Raw genomic sequence first — 25,793 nt, forward strand, 5'->3', positions numbered from 1 at the left:
TCTACCCGCACGAGGTGATCAGACGGCGGCCGTCCTTCAGCTCGGTGGTGCTGCGCAGCCGCGTCACCGTCGCCACACCCACCCAGGCGTCCGGCCACTCCACCGGCGCACGGCCGGCGCGGCGCACCGCGCCGACAATTCCGGTCGCCCCGAACGCCACCCCGGCAGCCACGAGGCCGAAGAACACCACGACCCAACCGGCCCCCGTGACGGCGGCCACCACCAGGAGGAACAGAACCGTGGCCACCGCCACGGACACAGCCCTAGACATACCGGGGATCCTAAACGCTTGCGTCAGAAAGCGCAGGAGGAGAGATGCAGAAAGCACCCCCCGGGCGCCGCAGTATGGTTATCTCGACTTATGGGCGAAGCAGTTTCCACCGACACGTACACCCCGCAGCAGCGCACGCGCTACCGCCAGCAGCTGAACAACGACCTCGAGGTCTTCGACCGGCACCTGCAGAAGGCCGATTTCGGCAACCGGGGCACCATCGGCCTGGAGCTGGAGCTCAACCTCGTCGACGAGGACATGCAGCCCGCCCGCAAGGCCCCCGAGGTGCTCGAGCAGCTCAGCGACGAGTACCAGTCCGAGATCGGCATGTACAACGTCGAGATGAACCACCCGCCGCTGTCCGTCGCCGGGGACGGGCTGCGCCAGCTGCACGAGGGCATCACCTCCCGCCTCGACACGGTGCGCGCGGCCGCCGCCAACGTGGGCGCACAGGTCGCGATGATCGGCACCCTGCCCACCGTCACCCCCGAGTTCCTCTCCGACCCCTCCTGGATGGTCCCCGAGAACCGCTACCGCGGCCTCAACAACGCCATCATGCAGAGCCGCGGCGAACTCGTCCACATCGACCTGTCGAACGAGGAGGAGTGCCGCAAGGACTTCGACGACATCGCCCCCGAATCCACCTGCACCTCCATGCAGCTGCACCTGCAGGTCCCGCCCGGGCGCTTCACCCACGCGTGGAACGCCGCCCAGGCGATGGCATCCGTGCAGGTGGCGCTGGCCGCCAACTCCCCGCTCTTCCTCGGCCGCAAACTGTGGCACGAGTCGCGCATCCCGGTGTTCCAGCAGGCCATCGACACGCGCACGCCCGAACTGGTCGCCCAGGGCGTGCGACCGCGCGTGTGGTTCGGTGAGCGCTGGATCACCTCCGTCTTCGACCTCTTCGAGGAGAACGTCCGCTACTTCTCCCCGCTGCTGCCCGAGGACCGCACCGCCTCCGGTGAACCCATCATCGAGGGCCAGTCCCCCACCCTCCATCACCTCAATCTACACAACGGCACGGTGTGGCGCTGGAACCGCCCGATCTACGCCCCCGGCAAGCGGCGCGCGCACATCCGCGTGGAGAACCGCATCCTGCCCGCCGGGCCCACCGTCACCGACATCGTCGCCGACGCCGCCTTCTACTATGGCCTGGTGAAGTACCTGTCGTCGGAGACCCGCCCCGTGTGGTCGCGTCTGACTTTCAAGGACGCGGAGCAGAACTTCTTCTACGGGGCGCGGGCCGGCATGTTCGCCCGCCTCGACTGGCCGACACTCGGGCGTATCGACGTCGCCACCCTCGTCACCGACCACCTCCTCGAGCAGGCCCGCACCGGTCTGCGCGCCCTCGACGTCGACGAGGACCTCGTCTCCCACTACCTCGGCATCATCGGCGAGCGCGCCCGCAAGCGCCAGAACGGGGCCATGTGGCAGCTGCGCACCCTCAAGGCGCTCACCCCGGCCGGCTCTACGCCGGATTCCCCCGAGCGCCGCGCCGCCCTGGCGGAGATGCTGCGCCGTTATCTGGCCAACCAGGCCACCGATGAGCCGGTGCACACCTGGAAGATACATCCGTGAGGTTTGTCAACCGGTAGGTGGGCAGAAATGCCGGTTTCTGTGGATAGACGGTGGTTATCCACAGGCCGGGTTGGTTGCTTATCGACGCCGCGTTGTTTCCGGTTTAGTGTCCGGGGCATGACCACCGTTGCTGCGTTGCAGGCCCTGCGGGCCATGACCGTCCTGGAGGAGATCTCCTCCGGGGCGGTCACACGCGACGTACTCGACCGTCTGGGTGTGCGTGATGCCCGGCTGTGGGAGAGGTTGGCGGTCACGTACTACGGGCCCACCCGGTATCGCAGGCTGCAGGCGGCGGCCCGGGAGGCGGCGGCGCCGCTGTCCCTGGACGCGGTCGCGGTGATCGAAAAACACCTGCGGTCGTTGTTGCGTGGTGCGTCGGTGACGGTGGAGGAACTCCGGGTCGAACTGTGTTCGTTGCGCGGCACCGTCGATGAGATTGATCGGGCGGCCGCCGCCCGGGTGCGTGACCACAACAGGTCGGTCAAGGATGCGGCGGCGAAGGCCTACGGCAAACGCGCCCTGCGCGGGGGTAAGAACACCGACGCCCTCGGCATGCGCACCCTGACCCTCACTCTGCCGGAACGGCAGATCTCCCACATCATCGCCACCTTGCTACCTGCCGCGGACCAGGCCCGGGCCGCGGATCCCCGCCTGGGGTATGAGCCGGCGATGGCTGATGCCGCCTACCAGCACCTGACCACCGGAGCGGCAGGCAGTTCAACCCCGCCGGTGGTGCCGCTGGTGGTCATGGCACTACCCGACTACGCGGCGGTCCTGCGCCACGAGGGGGATGAGACGGTGTTCGCCCTGACCGATGGCACCACGATCACCGGCAAGGAGCTGGTGGAGCATGAGATGGCCTCCCACGGCCTGGTCGGTGTCTACGACCCGGTCGACGGTGGGGTCAACCTCTACCGGGATCAACGGTGCGCGAGTTTCAAGCAGCGCATGCTGTTGGCGGCGGAGACGATCCTGTGCCCCACCCCGGGGTGTACGACACCGGCCGATCAGTGCCAGGTACACCACCTGACCCCCTGGAAACACGGCGGGGAAACCAACCTGGACAACCTCACGATGGCGTGCCGGGTGCACAACGCCCGCAACGACGACGATCCCGACACCCCACCGAGGCACGGTCGGCTGGCACGAGAACCCGGCGGAGTGGTCCACCACCCACCCGATGGTGGGCCACCGCGCACCAACACCCACCCGATCCGGAACCTCTCCGCCATGGCCCTCGTCAACCGGTGACCCCTCCCCCGGAGGGGCTATCGGTGCTGGCTACAGCTTGACCATCGGCTCGTAGCCGAAGGGGATCCGCTCCGAGTCGACGATCTGCTTGCCGAAGGGGAAGCAGGTGACCGGGATCATCTTGATGTTCGCCCACGCGAGCGGGATGCCGATGATGGTGGCGGCCTGGGCTGCGGCAGTGGTGATGTGGCCGATGGCGAGCCACAGGCCGGCAACGAGGAACCAGATGACGTTGCTGACGGCCGACATGCCGCTCACCCCGCCGGAGGGCTGGATGACGGAGCGCCCGAAGGGGGCGACGGCGTAGTTGGCCATGCGGAAGGAGGCGACGCCGGCCGGGATGGTGATGACCAGCAGGCAGGCGAGGATGCCAAAAAGGACGTAGCCGGCGGCGAGGAGGAAACCACCGGTGATGAACCAGATGATGTTGAGCAGGAGTTTCACACCCCCGAATCTAGTGGAATCTGCCACTTCGATGGCGGGCATGGATGACCACCTGCGTCTCTCCGACAACGAGCGCATTTCCGCCATGTCCGCCCTGGCCACCCATTTCACCGAGGGACGTCTCGACACGTCCGAGTTCGACGAGCGCACTCTCGCCGCCTCCCAGGCGAAGACCCGCGGGGATCTCCGTCCGCTTTTCGACGATCTGCCGGGGCAACTCCCGGCGGCACTCGACGGCGCTCGTCGATAAGCAGGATGCGGAGCTGGCCGAGATCCGCAGCCGGGGCATGAAGGTGGAGAAGTGGGACGGTGTCCTCGGCAGTGTGACGTTGGCGTCATTTTTCATCCTCATGTTCGCCTTCGACGTGAGTTGGGCGTGGATCGTGTGGCCCATCATGGGCGCGTTGTTCGTGGTGATCCGCCTGCTCAACCACTTCTCCGACTCGGATGAAAAGGTCTACGAGGAGATGAAGGAGGTCGAGGAGAAGGCACGGAAGGCCCGGATCGAACGCGCCACGGAGCGCCTCAGGGAGCTGGAGGGGGGAGTAACCTGCTCCCCATGCTCTCCTCCATCGTCGACTGGGTCGTCCGCCTCATGGAGCTCCTCGGGGCTCCGGGCGTCGGCATCGCCATTCTCCTGGAGAATCTCTTCCCTCCCATCCCGTCCGAGGTGGTTCTGCCCCTGGCCGGGTTCACGTCCACGCAGGGTGACCTCAATGTGTGGGCGGCGTTCGCCTGGGCGACGATCGGGTCGGTGACGGGTGCGTTCCTGCTGTACTGGCTGGGGGCGGGGATCGGCGCGGACCGGTTGCGGCGTATCGCGGACTGGATGTGGCTGGTGGAGCCGGAGGACGTCGATAAGGCGTTGCACTGGTTCGACCGGTACGGGCGGTGGTCGGTGTTCTTCGGGCGTCTCATCCCGGGTATCCGGTCGCTGATCTCCATTCCCGCGGGCGTCGACCGGATGAATCCGCTGTCCTTCGGTCTCATGACCGTGACCGGTTCGGCGTTGTGGAATGCGGTGCTCATCTACGCCGGAGTGGTGCTCGGCGATAATTATCACCTGGTGGAGAAGTACGTCAGCGAGTATTCGACGGTGGTGTACGTCATCGTGGGTATCGCGTTCCTCGTGGTGGTCGGCCTGTTGGCACGACGGGCACGGCGTCGTAATCAGCGGCGGAAGGCTGACATGCGGGGCACCACCAGATGATGCGTTCCCCCAGCCAGGCCCGCTGAATCATCGTGCCGCAGCGGCGGCAGGGGCGGCCGTGGCGGCCGAAGACGTAGGTGGTCTCCCCGGCGCGGCGCACGCCGGTGGTGACGCGGACGGGGGCGTGGCGGTTGGCCCACATGATGCGGCGGGTGATGTGGAGGATCTTCCCGACGTCGACCTCCCCCACGGGGCGCGCGGGGTGGACGCCGGCGAGGTAGCAGATCTCGGCCCGGTATTCGTTGCCGACTCCGGCGAGGTTGCGTTGTTCGAGCAGTGCCTCGCCTATCGACGCCTGCGGTTCGGCCTCGATGCGTCGTTGTGCTTCGCCGGGGTCCCACTCCCCGAGGACGTCGGGCCCGAGGTGGGCGATCTGCTCGTGGTAGTCGTCGACGCCGAAGACGCGGACGAATCCCAGTGAGTGGCCGACTATCTCGATGGGGTGGGTGTCGGCCAGGTGGAGGACGACGCGGGCGGTGTGGCCGGGTTTGCGCCACCTGTCGCCGACCCGGTGGATGGCCCAGGTGCCCTCCATTTTGAGGTGGGTGTGGAGGATCCGGTCGCCGAACTGCATGAACAGGTGTTTGCCGTAGGGCCAGACGCGTTCGGTGATGTCCCCGTCGAAGGTGGTCAGTGCCACGGAGGGCACGCGCAGGGAGGTGTGGAGGACCTCCCGGCCGGTCATGAACTGCAGGCGCCGGGAGAGTTGGAGGACGGAGTCACCTTCGGGCACTCTTTCACGCTACCGCCACGGGGCTTCGACCCGGTTTCGTGTCCCTGTCACTGGCCCGTGTCGTGCCCCGTGGCTGTGTTCCCCCCGGGGAGAATTATTGCCCGCGGCACCGGTATGGCATGGCTGTAGTTTCGCCCACTGCAGTGGGACACAGGCTGCGGACAGGGGTTATTCATCGTCGAAGCTGATGCCCTCGATCACATCCGTCACACGCCGCCCCCTGACGGGGGTACGCGGTGCCGCTGCCCGCCCGCCGAGGCGCGCTCCGCGCGGGCTTATCGACGCCCCCGCCTCCCGCAGCGCCCCCAGGTGCGGGGAGTCGAACACCGGCTGTCCGTTGAGCTTCTCGACGGTGAGGTTGTGCCCGCTCAGCGCCCGCACCACGAGCGCGAGGTGGTCGGTGTCGAAGACGGTGAGGGTGCGCCCGCCGCGGGTGAGGTGGGCGAGGAGGACGCCGTCGGCCAGCACGACGAGGGCGCCGGCGGCGCGGGAGGGCCCCGTCTCGGGCCACGGCAGGGCGGCACCGTAGGGGTTGGCGGGGTCGGCGGCGGCGAGGACGTGCAGTTCGGGGTCGTGGAGGTCCGGGGGCAATCCGTCGCCGTCGAGGCCGCGGAGGCGGTCGATGACGCCGGGCGTCGAGAACTGCGCCGCCCCGAGGCCCTCGATGAAGTAGCCGCGCATGGCCTTGCCGGACTCCTCGAAGCCGCTGAGCACCTTGTAGGCGAGGGCGAAGCCGCCGAGGACGTCCTCGTTGACGACGCTGCCGCGGGTGACCACGCCGTAACGGTCGAGCCAGGTCTCGCCCTGGATGACGGAGCGGGTGGTGGCGTCGCGGCCGGGCGGGACGCTGAGTGCCCAGCGCCCGCCCATGTCGAGGGGTGGCCCGGAGCGCAGGCGGGAGCGGTTGGGGCGCCGTCGGGCGCGGTGGGCGGTGGTGCCGCCGGTGGTGGCCAGGCGGGCGCGGATGGGGGCGAAGCCGTCGGGGCTGACGAGCCCGGCGTCGACGAGCCCCCACAGGGCCTCCCGCAGTTCCGCCGCGGTGACCATCTCCGACAGTTCCCGCTGCAGGTCGGCGAAGAGGAAACCGCCGCCCCGGCGGAGGATCCCCATGACCTGTTCCTGGATGAAGGTCAGTCCCGCGGTTTCGACGTCGGGGACGAGGTCCGCGGCGATGTCGGCGGGCAGCAGCATGATCCACGGGTCGCGGGCGGCGGCGGTGCCGGCCCCGACGATGAGGATCTCCCCGTTGGAGGTCAGTTCGTCGAGCATGAGCGGGTCGTAGTCGCGCACCCGCGACGGCAGGACGAGGGACTCCCAGGCACTCGCCGGCAGGCGCACCCCGGCCAGCTGCTCGAGGGCGGCGAAGACACCGTCGGCACCCCGCAGGGGCCCGCCGATCTGGTGCCAGTCGATGAGGAAACGCGCGTAGGTCGACCCGATGACGGGCCGGGTGGCCGCGCGGGCCGCGGCCAGGGAGCGCCGCCGGATGACGCCGAGCACCTCGGCGGCGCAGTACTCCTGTTCGTCGATGCCCTGCCGGAAGTGGCCGTCGACGAGGCGGGCGTCGGCAAGCAGGGGTTGCAGGGCGGAGTGCGCGGCGCTCACGGCCAGCCCGAAGGCGTCCGCCAGGTCGCGCAGGACGAACGGCCCGCGCGTGCGCACCCAGCGGGAGACGAGTTGCTCGAGGGCGTCGACGATGGTCTCCACCTGGGCGGGCACCCCGGGCGGGACGGGGATGCCCAGGCCGTCGCGCAGCAGCGGGGCGTCGAGGGTCTGCGCCAGGTGTTCGACGCCGCCGATGCGCACGACCATGACCCGGTCCCCCAGCGACGCCCAGTCCACCGTCACCTCCGCCAACGGCAGCGGCCCCAGCCGGCGCAGGGCATCGGCCAGCTCCTCCGGGGTGCGGGGCGGGCGGCGCAGCGAGGCGTGGACCTCGGCGATGATCTCCGGGTCGAGCAGCTCCCGCAGTTCGACGGTGCCCAGCAGCTTGGCCAATAGAGCGGGGTCGAGGGCGAGGGCCGCCGCCCGCTTCTCCGCCAGCGGCGAGTCGCCCTCGTACATGAAGGCGCCGGTGTAGTTGAACAGCAGCGAGGACGCGAAGGGGCTGGGCTGGTCGGTGGTCACCTCGGAGATGCGCACGCGGCGGGTCGCCAGGTCGCGGCACACCGTGGTCAGGGCGGGCAGGTCGTAGACGTCCTGCAGGCACTCGCGGACGGTCTCCAGGATGATGGGGAAGCTGGGGTATTTGCGGGCGACGTCGAGAAGCTGGGCCGCCCGCTGCCGCTGCTGCCACAGGGGCGCGCGCTTGCCGGGGTGGCGGCGCGGCAGGAGGAGGGCGCGGGCGGCGCACTCGCGGAAGCGGGAGGCGAACAGGGCCGACCCGCCGACCTGTTCGGTGACCACCTCCCCGATGTCGTCCGCGTCGAAGAGGAACAGCGACGCGTCCGGGTCGGCCTCCCCCTCAGGCAGGCGCAGGACGATGCCGTCGTCCCCGGCAACGGCCTGGGCGTCCATGCCGGTGCGCTCGGCGATGCGGGCGCCCACCGCCAGGGCCCACGCCGCGTTGACGCCGCGTCCGAAGGGGGCGTGGAGGACGACGCGCCAGTCCCCCAGTTCGTCCCGGAAGCGCTCGAGGACCAGGGTCTTCTCGTCGGGGACGACGCCGGTGGCCTCCTCCTGTTCCGCCAGGAAGGCCAGCAGGTTGTCGCGCGCGTACCCGGAGAGATCCGTCACCTGGGAGGGGTCGGCGTGGACGCAGCGTCGATAAGCGCCGAGGGCGAGGCCGAGCTCGTAGGGCCGGCCGGCGGCGTCGCCGGTCCAGAACGGCAGGCGGCCGGTGTGTCCGGGCGCGGGGCTGACGAGGACCTGGTCGCGGGTGATGTCCTCGATGCGCCAGCTGGAGGCGCCGAGGGTGAAGACGTCGCCGACGCGGGACTCGTAGACCATCTCCTCGTCGAGTTCGCCGACGCGGCGCGGCGCCCCCTCCCCGCCGAGGAGGAAGACGCCGAACATGCCGCGGTCGGGGATGGTGCCGCCCGAGGTCACCGCCACGCGCTGCGCCCCCGGCCGGGCCGTCAGTCGGCCGCTCACCCGGTCGAAAACCACCCGGGGCCGCAGCTCGGCGAAATCGGTCGACGGGTAGACGCCGGAGACCAGGTCGATGACCGCGTCGAAGACGTCGCGGGAGAGGTCGCGGTAGGGCCGGGCGCGGCGCACGGCGGCGTACCACTCCTCGACGTCGAGGTCCTCCACGGCGACCGCCGCGACGGTCTGCTGGGCGAGCACGTCGAGCGGGTTCGCGGGCACGTGCAGCTCCTCGATGAGCCCCTCCCGCATCCGGGCGACCGTCACCGCCGACTGCACCAGGTCGGCCCGGTGTTTGGGGTGGAAACTGCCGTGGCTCACCGCGCCGACGGAGTGCCCGGCGCGGCCCACGCGCTGCAGGCCGGACGCCACCGAGGGCGGCGACTCGACCTGCACCACCAGCTCGACCGCACCCATGTCGATGCCCAGCTCGAGCGAACTCGTCGCCACGACGGCCCGTAGCGAACCCTCCTTGAGCATCTGCTCGGTCAGGGCGCGTTCGTCCTTCGACACGGACCCGTGGTGGGCGCGCGCGATCACCGGCGGCGCGGTCCCGGCCACGTCCACCGACTTCATCAGTTGCGCCGGGTCCCGCCGCAGGGGCGGTGACAGCGACTCCGGGGCGTGCTCGGCAGCCCAGATCTCGTTGAGGCGGCTGGTGAGGCGCTCGGCGGTGCGCCGCGAGTTGACGAACACCAGCGTCGACCGGTGCGCCATGACCCGCGTGTACACGTCCTGTTCGATGGAGGGCCAGATGGACTTCTGCTGCGGCAGCGCCGACTCCCCCGGCCCCGGCAGTCCGAGCTGGTCGTCGATGGTGGCCTCCCCGATCGTCGACCCCGTCTCCGGCACCGGCAGGTCGGACATGTCCTCCACGCCGACGTGCACGTCGAGCTCCCACTCCTTCGACGCGGGCGGGGCGATGATCTCGACCGGCCGGTCGCCGCCGAGGAAGTCGGCCACCGTGGTCAGGGGGCGCACCGTCGCGGACAGGCCGATGCGCTGGAAGCCGCCGGTGATCCGGGCCAGGCGCTCGAGGGTGAGCGCCAGGTGGACGCCGCGCTTGGTGCCGGCGAGGGCGTGGATCTCGTCGACGATGACGGTCTCCACGCCGGCGAGCACCCCCGCCGCCTTCGACGTGAGCATGAGGTACGCCGACTCCGGCGTCGTGATGAGGATGTCCGGCGGCCGCCGCAGCTGCCGCGCGCGTTCGGAGGGCGGAGTGTCTCCGGAGCGCACCCCGACCGTGATGTCGGGCACGTCCAGCCCCAGCCGCTGCGCCACGCGGGCGATGCCGTTGAGCGGGGCGCGCAGGTTGTTCTCCACGTCGACGCCGAGGGCCTTGAGCGGGGAGATGTAGAGGACCTTCACTCCCCCGCCGCTTCTCGACGCCCCCGTCTCCACCGGCAGCGCCAGTTGGCCTTCGCGTTCCACCAGGTTGTTGAGCGCCCACAGGAACGCCGCGAGGGTCTTGCCGGAGCCGGTCGGCGCGACGACGAGGGCGTGGTCACCGGCGGAGATCGCCGACCACGCGGCCTCCTGCACGGGGGTGGGGGCGGCGAAAACCTCCTCGAACCAGGTGGCGACCTGGGGGCGGAACCGTTCGAGGATGCTTCTGGTCATGCCCAACTTTAACCCGCGCGGTAATGTCAAGGGCATGACAGTTCACCTTGACGACGCCCGCCTCACCCACCTCCTCGCACAGGGAACGGGCGAGATTCTCAAGGGCGTCCGCAATGTCGGCGTCCTGCGCGGGCGCAACCTCGGTGACGCCGGCGACGACCTGGCCCAGAACTGGATCGCGCGCGTCCTGGAGCAGCACCGCCCGGACGATGGTTTTCTCTCCGAGGAGATGGCCGACAACCCGGAGCGCCTGGACAAGGACCGCGTGTGGATCATCGATCCGCTCGACGGCACCAAGGAGTTCGCCACCGGCCGCCAGGACTGGGCGGTGCACATCGCCCTCGTCGAGAAGGGCACCCCGACCCACGCCGCCGTCGGCCTGCCCGATCTGGGCGTGGTCTTCAGCTCCGCGGAGTCCCGCATGGTCACCGGCCCGTACGCGAAGAAGATCGCCATCTCGCACAACCGTCCCCCGGAGGTGGCCCTGCACATAGCGGAGCAGCTGGGCTACGAGACCGCCGCGATCGGTTCCGCCGGTGCGAAGGCCATGCACGTCCTCCTCGGCGACTACGACGCCTACATCCACGCCGGTGGCCAGTACGAGTGGGATTCCGCCGCGCCCGTGGGCGTCGCTCAGGCCGCTGGCCTGCACTGCTCGCGTCTCGACGGCACGCCGCTGACCTACAACAACAAGGACACCTACCTGCCGGACATCCTCATCTGCCGCCCCGAGCTGGCCGAGGAGATCCTGTCCATGGCCGCCGCATTCCACGGGGAGCACGGCCGCTACTAAGGTGGTCGGCATGACCGACTCCATCTCCACGCCCTACGAGGACCTGCTCGCCGAGATTCTCGAGCAGGGGGCCCCGAAGGGTGACCGCACGGGCACGGGCACCCTCAGCGTGTTCGGCCGCCAGTTGCGGTACGACCTCGCCGATTCGTTCCCGCTGCTGACGACGAAGAAGGTGCACCTGCACTCCGTCGTCGGTGAGCTGCTGTGGTTCCTGCGGGGTGACTCCAACGTGCGGTGGCTGCAGGAGAACAACATCCGCATCTGGAACGAGTGGGCGGACGCCGACGGTGAGCTCGGCCCCGTCTACGGCGTGCAGTGGCGGTCGTGGCCGACCCCGGACGGGGCGCACATCGACCAGATCGCCGGGGCCCTGCGCACCCTGCAGGAGAATCCGGATTCGCGCCGCAACGTCGTCTCCGCGTGGAACGTCTCGGAGCTGGATCAGATGGCCCTGCTCCCCTGCCACCTGCTGTTCCAGCTCTACGTCGTCGACGGTCGCCTGTCGATGCAGGTCTACCAGCGTTCCGCCGACATGTTCCTCGGCGTGCCCTTCAACATCGCCTCGTACGCGCTGCTCACGCACATGTTCGCGCAGCAGGCGGGGCTCGACGTGGGCGAGCTCATCTGGACGGGCGGCGACTGCCACATCTACAACGACCATCTCCCCCAGGTCCGCGAGCAGATCTCCCGTGAGCCGCGCCCCTACCCGCAGCTGCAGCTCCGCCAGGCGGCGGACATCTTCAGCTACACCTTCGACGACATCGAGGTCGTGGGCTACGACCCGCACCCGGTGATCAAGGGCCGGGTCTCGGTGTGATGGCCGTCCTCGGAGCGATCTGGGCACAGTCCCTCGACGGCATCATCGGCGACGGCGTGGGCATGCCGTGGCACGTCCCGGAGGATCTCGCGCATTTCCGCGAGGTCACCCACGGCCACCCCGTCATCATGGGGCGTCGCACGTGGCTGAGCCTGCCGGAGCGTTTCCGCCCCCTGCCGGGGCGGGAGAACATCATCCTGTCCACCCGCGAGCCCGGCGGGTGGTCGGCGGGCGGTACCGTCGTCGACACGCTCCCGCTTATCGACGCCCCCCAGGCCTGGATCATGGGCGGCGGCCAGGTCTACTCGGCGACGGTGGCGGACTGTGACGTGCTCGTCGTCACGCTCATCGGCGTGCAGATCGGCGACGCCCTCGGCGAACGCGCCGTCCGCGCCCCCGAGATCCCCGCCGACTTCGGGCTGGTGTCCGACACCGACTGGCTGGTGTCCGATAATGGACGCCTCACCCTGGGCGACGAGCCCAGCGATCTCCCCCTGCGCTACCGTTTCCTGCGCTACGAACGAAAGAAGGCCGCCTGAATGTCCGAGAACCACGTCACCATCTACGCCACCACCTGGTGCCCGTACTGCATCAACCTTAAGAAGCGCCTCGACCGCACCGAGACCCCCTACGAGCTCATCGACGTCGAGCTCGACGCCGAGGCCGCCGCCTGGGTCGAGTCCGTCAACGACGGCAACCGCATCGTGCCCACCGTGAAGTACTCCGACGGCACGCACGCCACCAACCCGGAGGCCTCCGCCGTGCGCCGCAAGCTGGAGGAGCTGACGGCCTAGTCGTCGTCCTCTTCACCGAAGAGCGCCACCATGTCCTCGGGGGACAGGGAGGCGTTGAGGCCGGCCAGCTCGAGGGAGTAGACCTGCTTGAGGTAGTGCTCGAGGACACCGGCCAGCTGCTTGGCGTCGACCTTGTTGAGCAGCAGGAGGCGCTTGGAGGAGCCGCCGGGGACCTGCTTGTCAATGGACAGCACCGGGACGCCATCCTTGGTCACGATCTCGGCGACGATGTCACGGCGCTGGACGTCGATGAAGGTCGGCTGGTTCTGGGCCACGGCGTGGTCCTTTCTCACTGGAATGATGTGTTCCTTCCCAGGATAGTTGGCCCGGGTCCGGTTTCCGACACGTCCCCCTCGTGCGGTACCCTCACCTATGGTGCGGGCAACACTCCGGCACCTCGCCCTAGTAGCTCAGTGGATAGAGCACGGCTCTCCTAAAGCCGGTGTCGGAGGTTCGATTCCTCTCTGGGGCACCACTGGCGATCGCCGGTACGTAAGCCGATTTTCGGCCCCTGAAATCGAGGGAACGTACCGGCGATCGCCTTTGTCAGGTAGATCATCGTGCAGCAGTGAGCTTTTGCAGGTCGTTTCCGGTCCCTCCTGCACGATGATCTACCTCTCAGGACTGACACCACCCCCGCCCCGTTGCTATTGTGACGGTTGTTAACAATGTGACAATTCCGGGAGTCTCCATGTCCACCATGAACCGCCGCGGTTTCCTCCGCGCCTCGGCCCTCACCCTCGCCGCCGGCACGCTCGGTACCGCCGCCGTCGCCGCCCCGCAGGCCACCGCCCAGGGCCGCATCCTGGGCACCGTCATCGACTACGCGGCCGGAGTGCCCTCCGCCGCCTCCATCAAGGCAGCGGGCCACCTGGGTGCCGTCCGCTACGTCTCCCAGCGCCGCCCGGGCACCGAGAACTGGATGCTGGGCAAGCCCGTCACCCTCACCGAGACCCGCTCGCTCGCCTCAGAGGGTCTGCAGACCGCCTCCGTGTACCAGTTCGGCCGCGCGGAGACCGCCGACTGGCTGCAGGGGGCCGCCGGCGCCGCCGTCCACGCCCCACAGGCCATCGCGCTGCACGTCGCCGCGGGCGGCCCGACCGGTCGCCCGATCTACGTCGCCATCGACGACAACCCGACCCGCACCCAGTACGTCAACCAGATCCGCCCCTACCTGCAGGCCTTTCAGGCCGCGCTGACCCTCGCCGGTTACCGCACGGGTGTGTACGGCAACTACAACGTCATCGACTGGGCGATCGCGGACGGCATCGGCACCTACTTCTGGATGCACGACTGGGGTTCCGGCGGGAAGATCCACCCGCGCACCACAATCCACCAGCTGCCCCAGAACAAGCAGAAGGTCATCGACGGCGTCACCGTGGACATCAACAACGTCTACGCCACCGACTGGGGTCAGTGGACCCCGGGCCAGTCGGGCACGGTCACCCCGCCCGCTCCCCCGGCACAGCAGCCGGCACTGGACGTCAACCAGATCCTCGAGCTGCTCCGCCGGGCCTCGAGACTCTAGTCCTCCAGCGCCTCCTCGATCTCGTCCTTGAGCTGGAACTCGACGAGATCGGTGAGGTCGTCGGCCGTGCCCGTCACGGCCGCGGCGACGACGAAATTCTCGCCGAAAGACACCGACGAGTGCAGGTCGCGCTTGTCGGACCATCCCCACTTGGTGCCGATCACCCCGGGCAGCACCGAGGTCCCGAAATCCTGGCCGTAGCCGTCGGCGGCGATGGGGGTCGCCTCCGCCATGGCCACCAGGATCGGGTGCGTGGGGTCCTCCTCGAGCAGCTGGGCGATGAAGTTCACCGCGTCCCACGTGGACGTCACGGAGAAGCCCCAGCGGTCCGCAGCGCGCGTCGACAGCAGGCCGTACTCCTCGGCGACCTCGTCGATGGAGTCGGGGTAGGCGCGGTAGAGCTGCCCGGCCACCTTGTCGGACGAGGAGCTGATCATGGTGATGGCGTCGTACTGCTCGGCGAGGGTGCCGTGCTCGATGACGTACGCCGCGATGTAGAGCTTGATGAGGCTCAGGGCCGGCCGCGCGAAACGCTCCGTCGCCGTGCCCGTCCGGTAGCCGTCGGAGATGCGGTAGAAGCTCACCTGTGAGCCGGTGGAGTTCTCCACGAAGGAGTCCAGATCCGGGCCGGCGACGGTCACCGGTTTCACCTCCTGCTTCTCGACGACCTCGGGGGTGGCGGCGACCGTCTCGGGCGCGGCGTCGATAAGCGGGGTGTCGCGGGGCAGACCGAGGACCGCGACCAACGGGATGGCGACGAGCACCGTGGTGACCACGGCGATCACCACCCGGGAAAAGGTTGTTGACACGTCTGAACATGATAGCGCCGCCACCACGTTTTCACGTGATGGCGGCGCTGGGGTCTAGCGGGAGGTCAGGCGACTAGTGGTCGACCGGAGCCTCGACGCCGACGCCGGTGAGGGAGCGGACCTCCATCTCAGCCTGGAGGTGATCCAGGTTGTCCGGCTTGGTGGCCAGGGTGGCGATGATACCGGCGATGAACGCGAGCGGGATCGAGACCAGGCCCGGGCTGGTGAGCGGGAAGATCGACCAGTCAGCACCGGAGATCATCGAGGTGGGGGTGCCGGAGACGGCCGGGGAGAAGAAGATCAGGACCAGAGCCGAGATGACACCGGTGTACATGGAGGCGACGGCACCAGCGGTGTTGAAGCGCTTCCAGTACAGGGAGAACAGGATGGTCGGGACGTTCGCGGAGGCGGCCACGGCGAAGGCCAGGGACACCAGGAAGGCGACGTTCTGCTGCATCGCGAGGATACCGAGGACGATCGAGATGATGCCCAGGACGATAACGGTGATGCGGGAGACGCGGACGGTCTCTTCCTCAGTGGCCTTACCGTCACGGAGAACGTTGTTGTAGACGTCGTGGGCGACGGAGGCGGAGGCGGTGATCGCGAGGCCGGCGACGACGGCGAGAACCGTGGCGAACGCGACAGCGGAGATCAGGGCCATGAAGATCGAGCCACCGAGATCCAGTGCCAGCAGCGGTGCTGCGGCGTTGGCTCCACCCGGAGCGGCCAGGATGCGGTCCGGGCCGACGAGAGCGGCGGCACCGTAGCCGAGGACCATGGCGAACAGGTAGAAGGAACCGATGAGGACGATGGCCCAGGTGACGGACTTACGTGCTTCCTTGGCGGTCGGAACCGTGTAGAAGCGCATGAGGACGTGCGGCAGACCGGCGGTACCCAGAACCAGGGACAGACCCAGGGAGATGAAGTCGAGCTGCTTGGTGAAGGTCGCACCGTAGTTCAGGCCCGGCTTCATGATGTCGGCAGCCTCGTAGCCGCGGTCAATCATGGACTGGGAGCCGGCGTGGGACGCAATGGCCTCGTTGAACAGGGTGGAGAAGCCGCCGCGGACCGCGATGAAGGTCCAGATCGTCATGATCGCGACACCACCGATGAGGAGGACAGCCTTGATCATCTGGACGTAGGTGGTGCCCTTCATGCCGCCGACGAGCACGTAGGCGGTCATGATGATACCGACGACGGCGACGACGATGGCCTGCTCCATGGTGCCGTGCAGGTCCAGGAGGACGGAGACCAGGGAGCCGGCACCGGCCATCTGGGCGATCAGGTAGAACAGGGAGACCGCGAGGGTCGCGACTGCGGCGGCCACACGGACCGGCTTCTGACGCAGACGGAAGGAGAGCACGTCAGCCATGGTGAAGCGGCCGACGTTACGCAGCGGCTCGGCGACGAGCAGGAGGGCGACCAGCCATGCGACGAAGAAGCCGATGGAGTAGAGGAAGCCGTCGTAGCCGTTGAGGGCGATGGAACCGACGATACCCAGGAAGGAGGCTGCCGAGAGGTAGTCACCTGCGATGGCGAGGCCGTTCTGGGTACCGGTGAAGGATGCGCCACCGGTGTAGAAGTCAGAGGCTTCCTTGGTGGACTTGCCGGCACGCATGACCACGGTCATGGTGACGACGATGAACACGACGAAGACCGCGATGTTGAGGATCGGGTTGCCGGTGTTTTCCTGTGCGAGGTAGGTAAGGTCCATTGTCCTAACCCTCCATTTCCTGGCGAATCGCGGCGGTGCGCGGCTCGATGTTCTTGTTGGCAAACTTCACGTAGATCCAGGTGATCAGGAACGTGGTCAGGAACTGAAGCAGGCCGAAGACGATGCCGATGTTGAAGCCACCGCCGATCTCGGTACCCATCCAGTCTGCGGCGAAGGTCGCCACGAGAAGGTAAACGATGAACCAGACGAAGAACGCCACGGACATCGGGAAGGCGAAGTTACGGAAGACCGAGCGCAGTTCCTGGAACTGCGGGCTGGCCTGCATCGCGATGAATTCCTCGGACGTCGGCTCGCGCCGGCCATCCGGTCGGACAACTGGAGTCGCGCTCACTGTGTTCTCTCTTTCATGTCGGACCCCGGAACCTCCGGGGGGTCGAGCTTTCGGTGACCTCCGCCTCAGGTGTCATACCCTGTGGAAGCTGTCACACTCTGTGCTGCAAATGTAAGTTACCTGGCTCACATTGCAACATTGAAGTGAACGGGCACAATTGCCCCAATGTGCGCCCGCCGTCACCCCCGCAACCCGCTGCGACCTGCGGACATTTTGGTAACACTTCCACCCCCGCACGGGAACTCGCACCCCGCAGCTAACTTTGCAAATCAAATCTTCGCACACCGCGCGATCTTCACAAGAGTGGCCGAGGTCACCAGCAAGGCTTCACATTATTCACTTAAACCGACATAACCCCAGGTCAGGACCGTTTGTCACGGCACCGTCACGTATTGCTCTCAAAAACGACGCGGGTCCTCGAAGATCCTACCCGAGCCCTCCGCATCGTCCAGTGCAGAGATTGCGAGGATCTGCTCCCGGGTGAGCCGCACCCCCGCCGCCGCCAGGTTCTGGGACAGCCGTACCGACCGCGCGGACTTGGGGATCACGACACATCCCAGCGACATCGCCCACCGCAGGGCCACCTGCGCCGGGGTCGCCCCCACCTCACGGGCGACACGGTCGAGCTCCCGGTGCGCGAGCACCTCACCGCGGCCGAGGGGCGACCACGCGACCGTCGTCACGCCGAGCTCCGCGTGCACCTCCCGCAGCGCCGCCTGCGAGAAACCCGGATGCAGTTCCACCTGGTTCGTCGCCGGCACCACCCCGACCTCACCCGCGACCTCCCGCAGCACGGACTCGTAGAAGTTCGCCACCCCCACCGACTGCACCAGGCCCAGCCCCTGCAGACGCGCGATCGCCTCGAACGCCTCCACATACCTCCCCTGCCGCTCATGCGGCCAGTGCACGAGGTAGAGATCGACGTAGTCGAGACCGAGGCGGTCGAGGGAACGTCGAAAAGCATCCGGTGTCGCCTCCGCCCCCTGCTCGTCCTGCCACGCCTTCGTCGTGATGAACAACTCCCCGCGCGTCACCTCCCCCGCCGCGACCGCATCACGGACCGCCCGGCCGACGATCTCCTCGTTGCCGTACGCTGAGGCGGTGTCGAGGTGGCGGTAGCCGAGGGAGAGGGCCTCGCGGATGACGCGGTAGCCCTCCTCCCCCGTCAGCTGCCAGGTGCCGAGACCGATCTGGGGGATCTCGGTGCCGTCGTTGAGGGTGAGGGTCGGGGCGGGAGTCATGGATACCATTGTGCCCCTAAACACCTTCGGGTGGTACACCTCAGATACTCGCTGTCCAGGCAATAGACTCACAGGCATGACTGACGTCCGTAACCCCCACGTCCATCACATCGCGGAACTGTCCGACGATGAGATCTTCGCCGCCCACGAGAGCGGAAAGCTCTCCGTGCGCACCGCCCGCCCGCTGAAGACGCAGCGCGACCTCTCCCTCTGCTACACCCCCGGCGTGGCCCGCGTGTGCACCGCCATCGCCGAGAAGCCCGAGCTGGCCAACCGTTTCACGGGCGTCGGCCACACCGTGGCGATCATCTCCGACGGCACCGCCGTCCTCGGACTCGGGGACATCGGCCCCCGCGCGTCCCTCCCGGTCATGGAGGGCAAGGCGCAGCTCTTCGACCGCTTCGCCGGCCTCAACGCCATCCCGATCGTCCTCGACGAGACCGACACGGACCGCCTGGTCGACGTCATCAAGGCCATCGCCCCCTCCTTCGGCGCCATCAACCTGGAGGACATCTCCGCCCCCCGCTGCTTCGAGGTCGAGCGCCGCCTCATCGAGGACCTCGACATGCCGGTCATGCACGACGACCAGCACGGCACGGCCGTCGTCATCCTCGCCGCCCTGGCCAACGCCTGCCGCCTCCTCGGGCGCGACATGGCGGCCCTCAAGGTCGTCATCTCCGGTGCCGGCGCCGCCGGTGTCGCCTGCGCCCGCATTCTCGACGACGCCGGCGTCACCGACATCGTCATGCTCGACTCCCGCGGCGTCATCCACTCCGAGCGCGACAACCTCAACCCGGTCAAGCAGGAACTGGCGGCGCGCACCAACCCGCGGGGCGTCACCGGCGGTGTCGTCGACGCCTTCACCGACGCCGACTGCTTCATCGGCCTGTCCGCCGGATCCATCCCGGAGGAGGCCCTGCAGGTGATGGCCGAGAAGCCGATCCTGTTCTCCCTGGCCAACCCCAACCCGGAGATCGACCCCGACCTGGCCTACCGCTACGGCGCGGTCGTCGCGACGGGCCGTTCGGACCTGCCGAACCAGATCAACAACGTCCTCGCCTTCCCGGGTATCTTCCACGGTGCACTGGCCGCGGGAGCCACGGGCATCACCCCGGAGATGAAGTTGGCCGCGTCCCGGGCGATCGCTAAGGTCGCCGAGGAGCACCTCGACATCGAGCACATCGTCCCCTCCCCCCTCGACCCCTCGGTCGCCCCCGCGGTGAGCAAGGCCGTTGCGGCGGCGTGGAGGGACACGCAGAACTGACCGAACGCACACACTCCGCGGGAGGGGCCGGGATTCATGATCCCGGACCCTCCCGCGGAGTGTTCCTTTTCTGAGGGTGGCTCGCCTATCCGACGCTGAGCAGGTCGATGACGAAGACCAGGGTGCGGCCGGACAGCGGGTGTCCGCCACCGGCCGGGCCGTAGGCCAGCTCCGGCGGGATGGTCAGCTGGCGACGCCCGCCGACCTTCATACCGGGGATACCCTCCTGCCAGCCGGCGATGAGACCGTTGAGGGGGAACTCGATGGACTGGCCGCGGTCCCAGGAGGAGTCGAACTCCTGGCCCGACTCGAAGTCGACGCCGACGTAGTGGACCTCGACGAGGCCACCCGGCTGAGCCTCCTCGCCCTCACCGACAACGAGGTCGACGGCGACGAGCTCCTCGGGGGCGGGGCCGGTCTGGGCTTCGATCTGGGGCTTGGTCATGGGGTTACTCCTTTAAGTGATTGGTTCAAGAAAAACCGGGCACAACACCCACCAGTATAAGGAGGTGGAGTTGTGCCCGGTTTCATGCCGCCCCGACTAACCGAGGGTCCTAGCGCTCCTCACGCGGGGTGACGGTGCGCAGGGTGTTGCCGGTGTAGATCTGACGCGGGCGGTTGATCTTGGTGGTGGTGGCGAGCTGCTCGCGGTAGTGGGCGATCCAGCCCGGCAGGCGGCCGATGGCGAACAGGACGGTGAAGAAGTCCGTCGGGAAGCCCATGGCGCGGTAGATGAGGCCGGTGTAGAAGTCGACGTTCGGGTACAGCTTGCGGGAGATGAAGTACTCGTCGTTGAGTGCGATCTCCTCGAGCTTCATGGCCAGGTCGAGCAGGTGGTCGCCACCGAGGTGCTCGAGGATCTCGTGTGCGGTCTCCTTGACGATGGCGGCACGCGGATCGTAGTTGCGGTAGACGCGGTGTCCGAAGCCCATGAGGCGGACACCCTTCTCCTTGTTCTTCACGCGGTTCATGAAGTCGGTTGCGTCGCCACCGTTGGCGTCGATCTCCTCGAGCATCTCGAGGACGGCCTGGTTGGCGCCACCGTGCAGCGGGCCGGACAGGGCGTTGATGCCGCCGGCGACGGAGACGAACATGTTCGCCTGTGCGGAGCCGATCATGCGGACGGTGGAGGTGGAGCAGTTCTGCTCGTGGTCGGCGTGCAGGATGAGGAGCTTGTCCAGGGCCTTGACCATGACCTCGTCGATCTCGTACGGCTCGGTCGGGTAGCCGAACATCATGCGCAGGAAGTTCTCACGCGCGTTGAGGGAGTTGTCCGGGTACATGTACGGGGCACCCTTGGAGGCGCGGTACGCGTACGCGGCCAGCATCGGGACCTTCGCCATGAGGCGGACGGTGGCCTTGTGCTGGTGCTCCTCGTTCAGCGGGTCCAGCTGATCCTGGTAGTAGGTGGAGAGGATGTTGACGGAGGAGGCCAGGACGGACATCGGGTGAGCGTCACGCGGGAAGACGTTGAACTGGGACTTGAAGTCCTCGTCCAGCAGGGTGTGGTGACGGATCTCGTCGGAGAACTTGTGCAGCTCCTCGACGGTCGGCAGCTCACCGTTGATGAGGAGGTAGGAGACCTCGTTGAAGGTGGCGTTCTCGGCCAGGTCAGCGATGTCGTAGCCGCGGTGGCGCAGGATGCCGTTGTCACCGTCGATGTAGGTGATCGCGGACTCGCAGGAACCGGTGGAGACGTAGCCCGGGTCGTAGGTCACCAGGCCGGTGTCGGCCAGCATCTTGCCGAGGACGACACCGTCGTTGCCCTCGGTGGCCTTGATGATGTCCATCTCGAACTCGCCGCCGGGGTAGTTGAGTACGGCCTTTTCCGTGTTGTCAGTAGCCACTGTGAACCTTTCAGACTTCGTTGTCGACCTTGCCCCGGGGTTGGGGTCAGCCGTCGTGAGGAACTTCGATGAGTGTGACGCCCACCGTAATTCCGACATGACGGTGAGTCATGTTTCAGCTTAGGTGACGCCGTCACGATGATGTGGACGGTTCTCCCTCTGGAATCCCCCCACTGCGATGGCGAGGGGCTCCCGGCGGGAGCCGATCGTGTGCAGTTGTGCTGCCACCACGAGGCGTTTGCGCTGCTCCCTGTGGGACCAGACTGCGCACGATTTGGTGGACCAGGGCACAGTTTAGCAAATCATGTGATGGAGGCAACATATTTGGGAAAAGCAGGTCACCCCCGGGGAATTTGCGAGGATATGCCCACCTGCTCACCCCATAAACTACCCCCGTTGACGGTGACCGTGACAACGGGCGGGTTCCGATTACCGCGCTGATGGGGAGATACTAAGGTGGATCACGTTTGGACAGCACTTCACAGACCACGAAAGGGACGTCATCCACATGACCGAGTTCCCCACCCTCCCCGCAGATCTCATCCCCGCTGACGGTCGTTTCGGCTGCGGCCCGTCCAAGGTCCGCCCGGAGCAGCTCCAGGCCATCGTCGACGGCGGCCGTGACATCATCGGTACCTCCCACCGTCAGCCGGCCGTGAAGAACCTCGTCGGCTCCGTCCGTGAGGGCCTGGCCGACCTGTTCTCCCTGCCGGAGGGCTACGAGATCATCCTGTCCCTCGGTGGTGCCACCGCCTTCTGGGATGCCGCGACCTTCGGCCTCATCGAGAAGAAGTCCGGCCACCTGTCCTACGGCGAGTTCTCCTCCAAGTTCGCGAAGGCCTCCAAGCAGGCACCGTGGCTGGACGAGCCCACCATCGTCGAGGCCCCGGCCGGCGACGCCCCGGAGCCGCAGGCCATGGAGGGTTGCGACGTCATCGGTTGGGCCCACAACGAGACCTCCACCGGCGCCATGGTGCCGATCGTCCGCCCGGAGGGCTCCGACGGCTCCCTCATCGTCATCGACGCCACCTCCGGCGCCGGCGGCCTGCCGGTCGACATCGCCGACACCGACGTCTACTACTTCTCCCCGCAGAAGTGCTTCGCCTCCGACGGTGGCCTGTGGTTCGCCGCCATGTCCCCGGCCGCCATGGAGCGCATCGCCAAGATCAAGAACTCCGGCCGCTTCATCCCGGCGTTCCTCGACCTGCAGACCGCCGTCGAGAACTCCCTGAAGAACCAGACCTACAACACCCCGGCCGTGGGCACCATGCTCATGCTGGACAACCAGGTCAAGTGGATGAACGACAACGGTGGCCTGGACGGCATGGTCAAGCGCACCACCGCCTCCTCAGACGCCCTGTACTCCTGGGCCCAGAACCGTGCGGAGACCACCCCGTACGTCACCGACGAGGCGAAGCGTTCCCTCGTCGTCGGCACCATCGACTTCGACGACTCCGTCGACGCCGCCGTCCTGGCCAAGGTGCTGCGCGCCAACGGCATCCTGGACGTCGAGCCCTACCGCAAGCTGGGCCGTAACCAGCTGCGCATCGGCATGTTCCCGGCGATCGACTCCCAGGACATCGTGACCCTCACCAAGGCGATCGACCACGTCCTCGACTCGGGTGTCGCCGCCAAGTAACGGCACCTCACACGCTGCTCAACATGCGTCGGACCTCACACGGTCCGGCGCATGTCTGCGTTAGGGTGGTATTCATCACGAGAGAAGGAGAACGCATGCGCGAGTTGTTCCTCGTCCCCGACGAGTCGTCCGCCACCTCCCTGGTGCTGCGTGCCGACGACGGCGAGCAGTTCTTCCTCGACGTCACCTCCCTCGACCTCGCCGCCACGCGGGCCCTGCTCATGGCCGAGGTTCCCGAGATGGAGTCCGCAGCTGCGGACTCACCGGAGGAGACTGCGACCGGGACCGGGGTGGAGACGGACACCGAGACCCCCGACGCCACCGAGACCACCGACACCACCGACCAGCCCGCCCCCGAGCCGGAGCGCGAGCGCGTGCTGCCCGCCCCTGATCCCCTGCTCACCGCCCCGCTGACCATGCGCCCACGGGAGATCCAGGGCCGGATCCGCGCCGGCGCGTCCGTCGATGAGCTGGCGGAGGAGATGGGGGTCGCCCCCTCCCGCGTGGAGCCTTTCGCCCACCCGGTGCTGCTGGAGCGGGAGCGGATGGCGGAGCTGGCGAAGCAGTCGCATCCGGTGCGCGAGGACGGACCCGCCAAGCTCACCCTGTGGGAGGTGTTGGCCGCGGCCTTCGCCGCGCGCGGGCACTCGGTGACCGAGACGCAGTGGGACGCCTTCCGGGAGGCGGACGGCACCTGGGTGGTGCGTGTCTCCTGGACCGCCGGCCTGTCGGAGAATGAGGCCGAGTGGGCGATCCACGGCCACATCACCTCGCAGTCCACGTCGGAGGCCCGTAATGCTGTCGCCGCGGATCTCACGGACCCGGACTTCGTGCAGCCGGTGCGCACGCTCACCTCGGTGGGCCGCGGTTCCCGCTACGCCGACACCCGCCCCGGTCCCGACAACGGGGACGAGAGCTTCGACGACCGCGACGCCGATCCGGCCGACACCGCCGAGATCGAGGCCGTCCCGGACGAGATCGAGGGCGAGGAGTTCCTGCAGCATCCGGAGCCGGAGGAGAAGGCGCCGACCCGGCGGCGTCGTAAAGCGGTCACCCCGCACTGGGAGGACGTGCTGCTCGGGGTCCGGACCAACACGAAGCGTCCGCGGAACTAGGGGGTCCGCGTCGTGGAGAGTGTCGTCACCCTGTGGTTTGTCACGGCCGCCGACCCGGCGCGGATCATCGAGTCGGAGCCGAAGGCGGACCGCGGGTTCGGCCGGAAGTACCTGGCCCAGCTCAATCCGGCGTGGCCGATCACGCCGATCGGTGAGTTCCCGCTCAACCGATCGGCGCAGGCGTCGGCGGGTGAGTACTACGTCGCGGGGTTCCCGGGGGTGACGGTCGTGCAGACGGTGCTCAGCGACTCCCCCGCCCTCTCGGAACTCAACCCGCGGCTGCTGGACTCGGTGCCCGCGGCGGAGGTCTACGCTTTCGCCGTGAACCCGGAGACAGGGTACGGCGGTTTCGCGCACTGGCGCGGCGGGGTGCTCAAGCGTTCCCTGTGCGCAGAGCGGTCCCGCACCTACGAAGATGTCGGCCTGCCCGCCCCCTTCGAGGCCCCGTTCTGGGCCGGTGAGCGGGCGGAGTCGATCGGCGGCATCTCGCTGCCGTTCGAGCCGGTGGAGCTGGTGGCGGAGGCGCAGCGCGCGTGGCTGGGGGTGGACGTCTCCCCCGACGGCCCCGACATCCATGTCGTGGCCTACGCCGTCGACGGCCGCCCGGCACCGCGGTCGGTGGACGGTCCGCGGCGCGCCCGGGAGGCTGCTTCCCGACGCGAGCCTGTCGCCCTCTCCAGCGGGTACGACGACTACGAGGACGACACGGACAACGCCCCGGAGCCGACCCACTGGGCGGACCGGACGGTGGCGGTGGCGAAGCGGACGGGGTCGGGGGCGGCCCGCCGACTGGGGGCGGCGCGACGCTGGGTGCAGGAGAAGATCCGGCACTCCGACCGTCAGAACTAGCGGTCAGCGCAGGGAGCGTTCCCGCTCGTAGAAGGCGATCGCCGCGGCGGTGGCGAGGTTGAGGGAATCCGTGCCCGGGGCCATGGGGATCCGCGCGCGGACGTCGGTGGCACGCATGGCGTGCTCGGTGAGCCCCGGCCCCTCGGCACCGACGAGCAGGGCCACCTTCTCCTTACCCGCCAGGGCGTCGGCCAGGTGCGTGGCCTCCGGGTCGGGGGTGAGGGAGACGAGGTGGAACCCGGCGTCGGCAAGCTGGGCGAGGGAGCGCTGCCACGTCGTGTACGTGCCGTCGAGGTGCGCGTAGGGCAGGCGGAGGACGTGACCCATGGACACGCGCACCACGCGGCGGTAGAGGGGGTCCCCGCAGCCGTTGCCGAAGAGGATGGCGTCGACGCCCATGCCGGCGGCGTTGCGGAACATCGAGCCGATGTTCTCGTGGTCGCCCACGCCCTCGAGCACGACGATGGTGCGGGCGGTGGCGAGGATCTCCTCGACGCTCAGCTCCGGGGCGCGGTCGGCGACGGCCAGCAGCCCGCGGTGCATGTCGAAACCGGCGACCGCGGCCAGAGTCTCGCGGGTCACCTCGTACCGCGGGATGTCCGCCGGGGCGTCGAGTGCGTCGAGCTTCGGGCCGAACCCCACGATGGAGCGCACCGGGAAACGCGACTCCAGCAGGCGGCCCACGACGAGCGGCCCCTCGGCGATGACGAGGCGGCGGTCGGCGGCGTCGGAACGGTTGAGGTCACGGACGTCGTCGAGGCGGGGGTCGGCGGGGTCGTCGATAAGCACGCGGGTCATGCGGTCCACGCTACTGCCCGCACCGGGCAGGGAAAA

Annotated in this window: 25 protein-coding genes and 1 tRNA gene; 14 read left to right on the forward strand and 12 right to left on the reverse strand. The window is 68.2% G+C overall.

The window, feature by feature from the left end; translation table 11 throughout:
• Position 1: 1 nt before the first annotated feature.
• On the reverse strand, positions 2–271 hold the full coding sequence (locus tag B9Y70_RS10065) for a hypothetical protein (RefSeq protein ID WP_143337605.1): 270 nt from the start codon (positions 269–271) through the stop codon (positions 2–4).
• Positions 272–361: 90 nt separating this feature from the next.
• Here B9Y70_RS10065 and B9Y70_RS10070 point away from each other — a divergent pair, with 90 nt between their 5' ends.
• A complete protein-coding gene (locus tag B9Y70_RS10070; RefSeq protein WP_085550134.1) occupies positions 362–1,849 on the forward strand; it encodes a glutamate-cysteine ligase family protein in 1,488 nt (495 codons plus the stop codon).
• Between the two features lie 117 nt (positions 1,850–1,966).
• Complete coding sequence (locus tag B9Y70_RS10075) at positions 1,967–3,100, forward strand: HNH endonuclease signature motif containing protein (RefSeq protein WP_085550135.1); 1,134 nt, start codon at positions 1,967–1,969, stop codon at positions 3,098–3,100.
• A 30-nt stretch (positions 3,101–3,130) separates the two neighbouring features.
• On the opposite strand, the gene B9Y70_RS10080 is transcribed toward B9Y70_RS10075, so the two are convergent.
• Positions 3,131–3,544, reverse strand: a complete 414-nt coding sequence (locus B9Y70_RS10080; protein ID WP_085550136.1) for a YccF domain-containing protein — start codon at positions 3,542–3,544, stop codon at positions 3,131–3,133.
• A 40-nt stretch (positions 3,545–3,584) separates the two neighbouring features.
• Here B9Y70_RS10080 and B9Y70_RS10085 point away from each other — a divergent pair, with 40 nt between their 5' ends.
• Positions 3,585–3,794 carry a DUF1707 SHOCT-like domain-containing protein gene (locus B9Y70_RS10085; RefSeq protein ID WP_159449807.1) on the forward strand — a complete coding sequence of 70 codons (210 nt, stop codon included), beginning with the start codon at positions 3,585–3,587 and terminating at the stop codon, positions 3,792–3,794.
• Positions 3,795–4,103: 309 nt separating this feature from the next.
• Positions 4,104–4,754 (forward strand): DedA family protein, encoded by a 651-nt coding sequence (locus tag B9Y70_RS10090; RefSeq protein WP_085550137.1) that lies wholly within the window; start codon positions 4,104–4,106, stop codon positions 4,752–4,754.
• Here the strand turns inward: B9Y70_RS10090 and B9Y70_RS10095 are convergent.
• The gene (locus B9Y70_RS10095; RefSeq protein ID WP_085550138.1) at positions 4,651–5,487 is read right to left on the reverse strand and encodes a DNA-formamidopyrimidine glycosylase family protein; all 837 of its coding nucleotides are present in this window, start codon (positions 5,485–5,487) and stop codon (positions 4,651–4,653) included. The genes B9Y70_RS10090 and B9Y70_RS10095 overlap by 104 nt on opposite strands.
• A 168-nt stretch (positions 5,488–5,655) precedes the next feature.
• Positions 5,656–10,197 (reverse strand): ATP-dependent helicase, encoded by a 4,542-nt coding sequence (locus B9Y70_RS10100; RefSeq protein WP_085550139.1) that lies wholly within the window; start codon positions 10,195–10,197, stop codon positions 5,656–5,658.
• A 34-nt stretch (positions 10,198–10,231) separates the two neighbouring features.
• Between B9Y70_RS10100 and B9Y70_RS10105 the strand changes: the two genes are divergently transcribed.
• The 4 genes from B9Y70_RS10105 to B9Y70_RS10120 are packed head-to-tail and all read left to right on the forward strand — an operon-like array spanning position 10,232 to position 12,601.
• Complete coding sequence (locus tag B9Y70_RS10105) at positions 10,232–10,990, forward strand: 3'(2'),5'-bisphosphate nucleotidase CysQ (protein WP_085550140.1); 759 nt, start codon at positions 10,232–10,234, stop codon at positions 10,988–10,990.
• 10 nt (positions 10,991–11,000) lie between these two features.
• Positions 11,001–11,807, forward strand: a complete 807-nt coding sequence (locus tag B9Y70_RS10110) for a thymidylate synthase (RefSeq protein ID WP_085550141.1) — start codon at positions 11,001–11,003, stop codon at positions 11,805–11,807.
• On the forward strand, positions 11,807–12,346 hold the full coding sequence (locus B9Y70_RS10115; protein ID WP_085550142.1) for a dihydrofolate reductase: 540 nt from the start codon (positions 11,807–11,809) through the stop codon (positions 12,344–12,346). The genes B9Y70_RS10110 and B9Y70_RS10115 overlap by 1 nt, the downstream gene beginning before the upstream one ends.
• A complete protein-coding gene (locus B9Y70_RS10120) occupies positions 12,347–12,601 on the forward strand; it encodes a mycoredoxin (protein WP_085550143.1) in 255 nt (84 codons plus the stop codon). It begins immediately after the preceding gene.
• Here B9Y70_RS10120 and B9Y70_RS10125 read toward each other — a convergent pair.
• The gene (locus B9Y70_RS10125) at positions 12,598–12,876 is read right to left on the reverse strand and encodes a cg0963 family protein (protein ID WP_085550144.1); all 279 of its coding nucleotides are present in this window, start codon (positions 12,874–12,876) and stop codon (positions 12,598–12,600) included. The genes B9Y70_RS10120 and B9Y70_RS10125 overlap by 4 nt on opposite strands.
• 124 nt (positions 12,877–13,000) lie before the next feature.
• Here B9Y70_RS10125 and B9Y70_RS10130 point away from each other — a divergent pair.
• A tRNA-Arg gene (locus B9Y70_RS10130) sits at positions 13,001–13,076 on the forward strand.
• A gap of 216 nt (positions 13,077–13,292) precedes the next feature.
• The gene (locus tag B9Y70_RS10135) at positions 13,293–14,129 is read left to right on the forward strand and encodes a DUF1906 domain-containing protein (protein ID WP_085550145.1); all 837 of its coding nucleotides are present in this window, start codon (positions 13,293–13,295) and stop codon (positions 14,127–14,129) included.
• On the opposite strand, the gene B9Y70_RS10140 is transcribed toward B9Y70_RS10135, so the two are convergent.
• The 4 genes from B9Y70_RS10140 to B9Y70_RS10155 form a co-directional block, all read right to left on the reverse strand.
• Entirely contained in the window at positions 14,126–14,938 is an 813-nt protein-coding gene (locus B9Y70_RS10140; protein WP_240309230.1) for a hypothetical protein, read from the reverse strand. The genes B9Y70_RS10135 and B9Y70_RS10140 overlap by 4 nt on opposite strands.
• A gap of 73 nt (positions 14,939–15,011) precedes the next feature.
• Positions 15,012–16,652, reverse strand: a complete 1,641-nt coding sequence (locus B9Y70_RS10145) for a solute symporter family protein (protein WP_085550146.1) — start codon at positions 16,650–16,652, stop codon at positions 15,012–15,014.
• 4 nt (positions 16,653–16,656) lie between these two features.
• Complete coding sequence (locus B9Y70_RS10150) at positions 16,657–16,938, reverse strand: DUF485 domain-containing protein (RefSeq protein ID WP_085550147.1); 282 nt, start codon at positions 16,936–16,938, stop codon at positions 16,657–16,659.
• A gap of 464 nt (positions 16,939–17,402) precedes the next feature.
• Positions 17,403–18,254, reverse strand: coding sequence for an aldo/keto reductase (locus B9Y70_RS10155; protein WP_420838454.1), 852 nt, complete (start codon positions 18,252–18,254; stop codon positions 17,403–17,405).
• Positions 18,255–18,321: 67 nt separating this feature from the next.
• Between B9Y70_RS10155 and B9Y70_RS10160 the strand changes: the two genes are divergently transcribed.
• Complete coding sequence (locus B9Y70_RS10160) at positions 18,322–19,509, forward strand: NAD(P)-dependent malic enzyme (protein WP_085550149.1); 1,188 nt, start codon at positions 18,322–18,324, stop codon at positions 19,507–19,509.
• Positions 19,510–19,594: 85 nt separating this feature from the next.
• Here the strand turns inward: B9Y70_RS10160 and fkpA are convergent, their stop codons facing one another.
• A complete protein-coding gene (fkpA, locus tag B9Y70_RS10165) occupies positions 19,595–19,954 on the reverse strand; it encodes an FKBP-type peptidyl-prolyl cis-trans isomerase FkpA (RefSeq protein WP_085550150.1) in 360 nt (119 codons plus the stop codon).
• A gap of 109 nt (positions 19,955–20,063) precedes the next feature.
• Positions 20,064–21,356 carry a citrate synthase gene (locus B9Y70_RS10170; protein WP_085550151.1) on the reverse strand — a complete coding sequence of 431 codons (1,293 nt, stop codon included), beginning with the start codon at positions 21,354–21,356 and terminating at the stop codon, positions 20,064–20,066.
• A 508-nt stretch (positions 21,357–21,864) separates the two neighbouring features.
• On the opposite strand from B9Y70_RS10170, the gene serC reads away from it, so the two are divergent.
• The 3 genes from serC to B9Y70_RS10185 all read left to right on the forward strand — a co-directional run bounded on the left by serC (position 21,865) and on the right by B9Y70_RS10185 (position 24,959).
• Positions 21,865–22,995 carry a phosphoserine transaminase gene (serC, locus tag B9Y70_RS10175; RefSeq protein ID WP_085550152.1) on the forward strand — a complete coding sequence of 377 codons (1,131 nt, stop codon included), beginning with the start codon at positions 21,865–21,867 and terminating at the stop codon, positions 22,993–22,995.
• A gap of 95 nt (positions 22,996–23,090) precedes the next feature.
• Positions 23,091–24,110, forward strand: coding sequence for a septation protein SepH (gene sepH, locus B9Y70_RS10180; RefSeq protein ID WP_085550153.1), 1,020 nt, complete (start codon positions 23,091–23,093; stop codon positions 24,108–24,110).
• 12 nt (positions 24,111–24,122) lie between these two features.
• On the forward strand, positions 24,123–24,959 hold the full coding sequence (locus B9Y70_RS10185) for a DUF6928 family protein (RefSeq protein ID WP_085550154.1): 837 nt from the start codon (positions 24,123–24,125) through the stop codon (positions 24,957–24,959).
• Positions 24,960–24,962: 3 nt separating this feature from the next.
• Here B9Y70_RS10185 and B9Y70_RS10190 read toward each other — a convergent pair whose 3' ends face one another.
• Positions 24,963–25,757, reverse strand: a complete 795-nt coding sequence (locus B9Y70_RS10190; RefSeq protein WP_085550179.1) for a TrmH family RNA methyltransferase — start codon at positions 25,755–25,757, stop codon at positions 24,963–24,965.
• Positions 25,758–25,793 lie beyond the last annotated feature (36 nt).

The organism is Corynebacterium pollutisoli (assembly GCF_900177745.1).
Classification (GTDB): Bacteria; Actinomycetota; Actinomycetes; order Mycobacteriales; family Mycobacteriaceae; genus Corynebacterium; species Corynebacterium pollutisoli.

Coding starts and splice junctions, on each gene's coding strand:
- B9Y70_RS10085 (WP_159449807.1), top strand. CDS start 3,585: ATGGATGACCACCTGCGTCTCTCCGACAACGAGCGCATTTCCGCCATG.
- B9Y70_RS10135 (WP_085550145.1), top strand. CDS start 13,293: ATGTCCACCATGAACCGCCGCGGTTTCCTCCGCGCCTCGGCCCTCACC.
- B9Y70_RS10145 (WP_085550146.1), bottom strand. CDS start 16,652: ATGGACCTTACCTACCTCGCACAGGAAAACACCGGCAACCCGATCCTC.
- B9Y70_RS10160 (WP_085550149.1), top strand. CDS start 18,322: ATGACTGACGTCCGTAACCCCCACGTCCATCACATCGCGGAACTGTCC.
- fkpA (WP_085550150.1), bottom strand. CDS start 19,954: ATGACCAAGCCCCAGATCGAAGCCCAGACCGGCCCCGCCCCCGAGGAG.
- B9Y70_RS10115 (WP_085550142.1), top strand. CDS start 11,807: ATGGCCGTCCTCGGAGCGATCTGGGCACAGTCCCTCGACGGCATCATC.
- B9Y70_RS10090 (WP_085550137.1), top strand. CDS start 4,104: ATGCTCTCCTCCATCGTCGACTGGGTCGTCCGCCTCATGGAGCTCCTC.
- B9Y70_RS10150 (WP_085550147.1), bottom strand. CDS start 16,938: ATGCAGGCCAGCCCGCAGTTCCAGGAACTGCGCTCGGTCTTCCGTAAC.
- B9Y70_RS10075 (WP_085550135.1), top strand. CDS start 1,967: ATGACCACCGTTGCTGCGTTGCAGGCCCTGCGGGCCATGACCGTCCTG.
- sepH (WP_085550153.1), top strand. CDS start 23,091: ATGCGCGAGTTGTTCCTCGTCCCCGACGAGTCGTCCGCCACCTCCCTG.
- serC (WP_085550152.1), top strand. CDS start 21,865: ATGACCGAGTTCCCCACCCTCCCCGCAGATCTCATCCCCGCTGACGGT.
- B9Y70_RS10070 (WP_085550134.1), top strand. CDS start 362: ATGGGCGAAGCAGTTTCCACCGACACGTACACCCCGCAGCAGCGCACG.
- B9Y70_RS10120 (WP_085550143.1), top strand. CDS start 12,347: ATGTCCGAGAACCACGTCACCATCTACGCCACCACCTGGTGCCCGTAC.
- B9Y70_RS10110 (WP_085550141.1), top strand. CDS start 11,001: ATGACCGACTCCATCTCCACGCCCTACGAGGACCTGCTCGCCGAGATT.
- B9Y70_RS10105 (WP_085550140.1), top strand. CDS start 10,232: ATGACAGTTCACCTTGACGACGCCCGCCTCACCCACCTCCTCGCACAG.
- B9Y70_RS10100 (WP_085550139.1), bottom strand. CDS start 10,197: ATGACCAGAAGCATCCTCGAACGGTTCCGCCCCCAGGTCGCCACCTGG.
- B9Y70_RS10065 (WP_143337605.1), bottom strand. CDS start 271: ATGTCTAGGGCTGTGTCCGTGGCGGTGGCCACGGTTCTGTTCCTCCTG.
- B9Y70_RS10190 (WP_085550179.1), bottom strand. CDS start 25,757: ATGACCCGCGTGCTTATCGACGACCCCGCCGACCCCCGCCTCGACGAC.
- B9Y70_RS10155 (WP_420838454.1), bottom strand. CDS start 18,254: ATGGTATCCATGACTCCCGCCCCGACCCTCACCCTCAACGACGGCACC.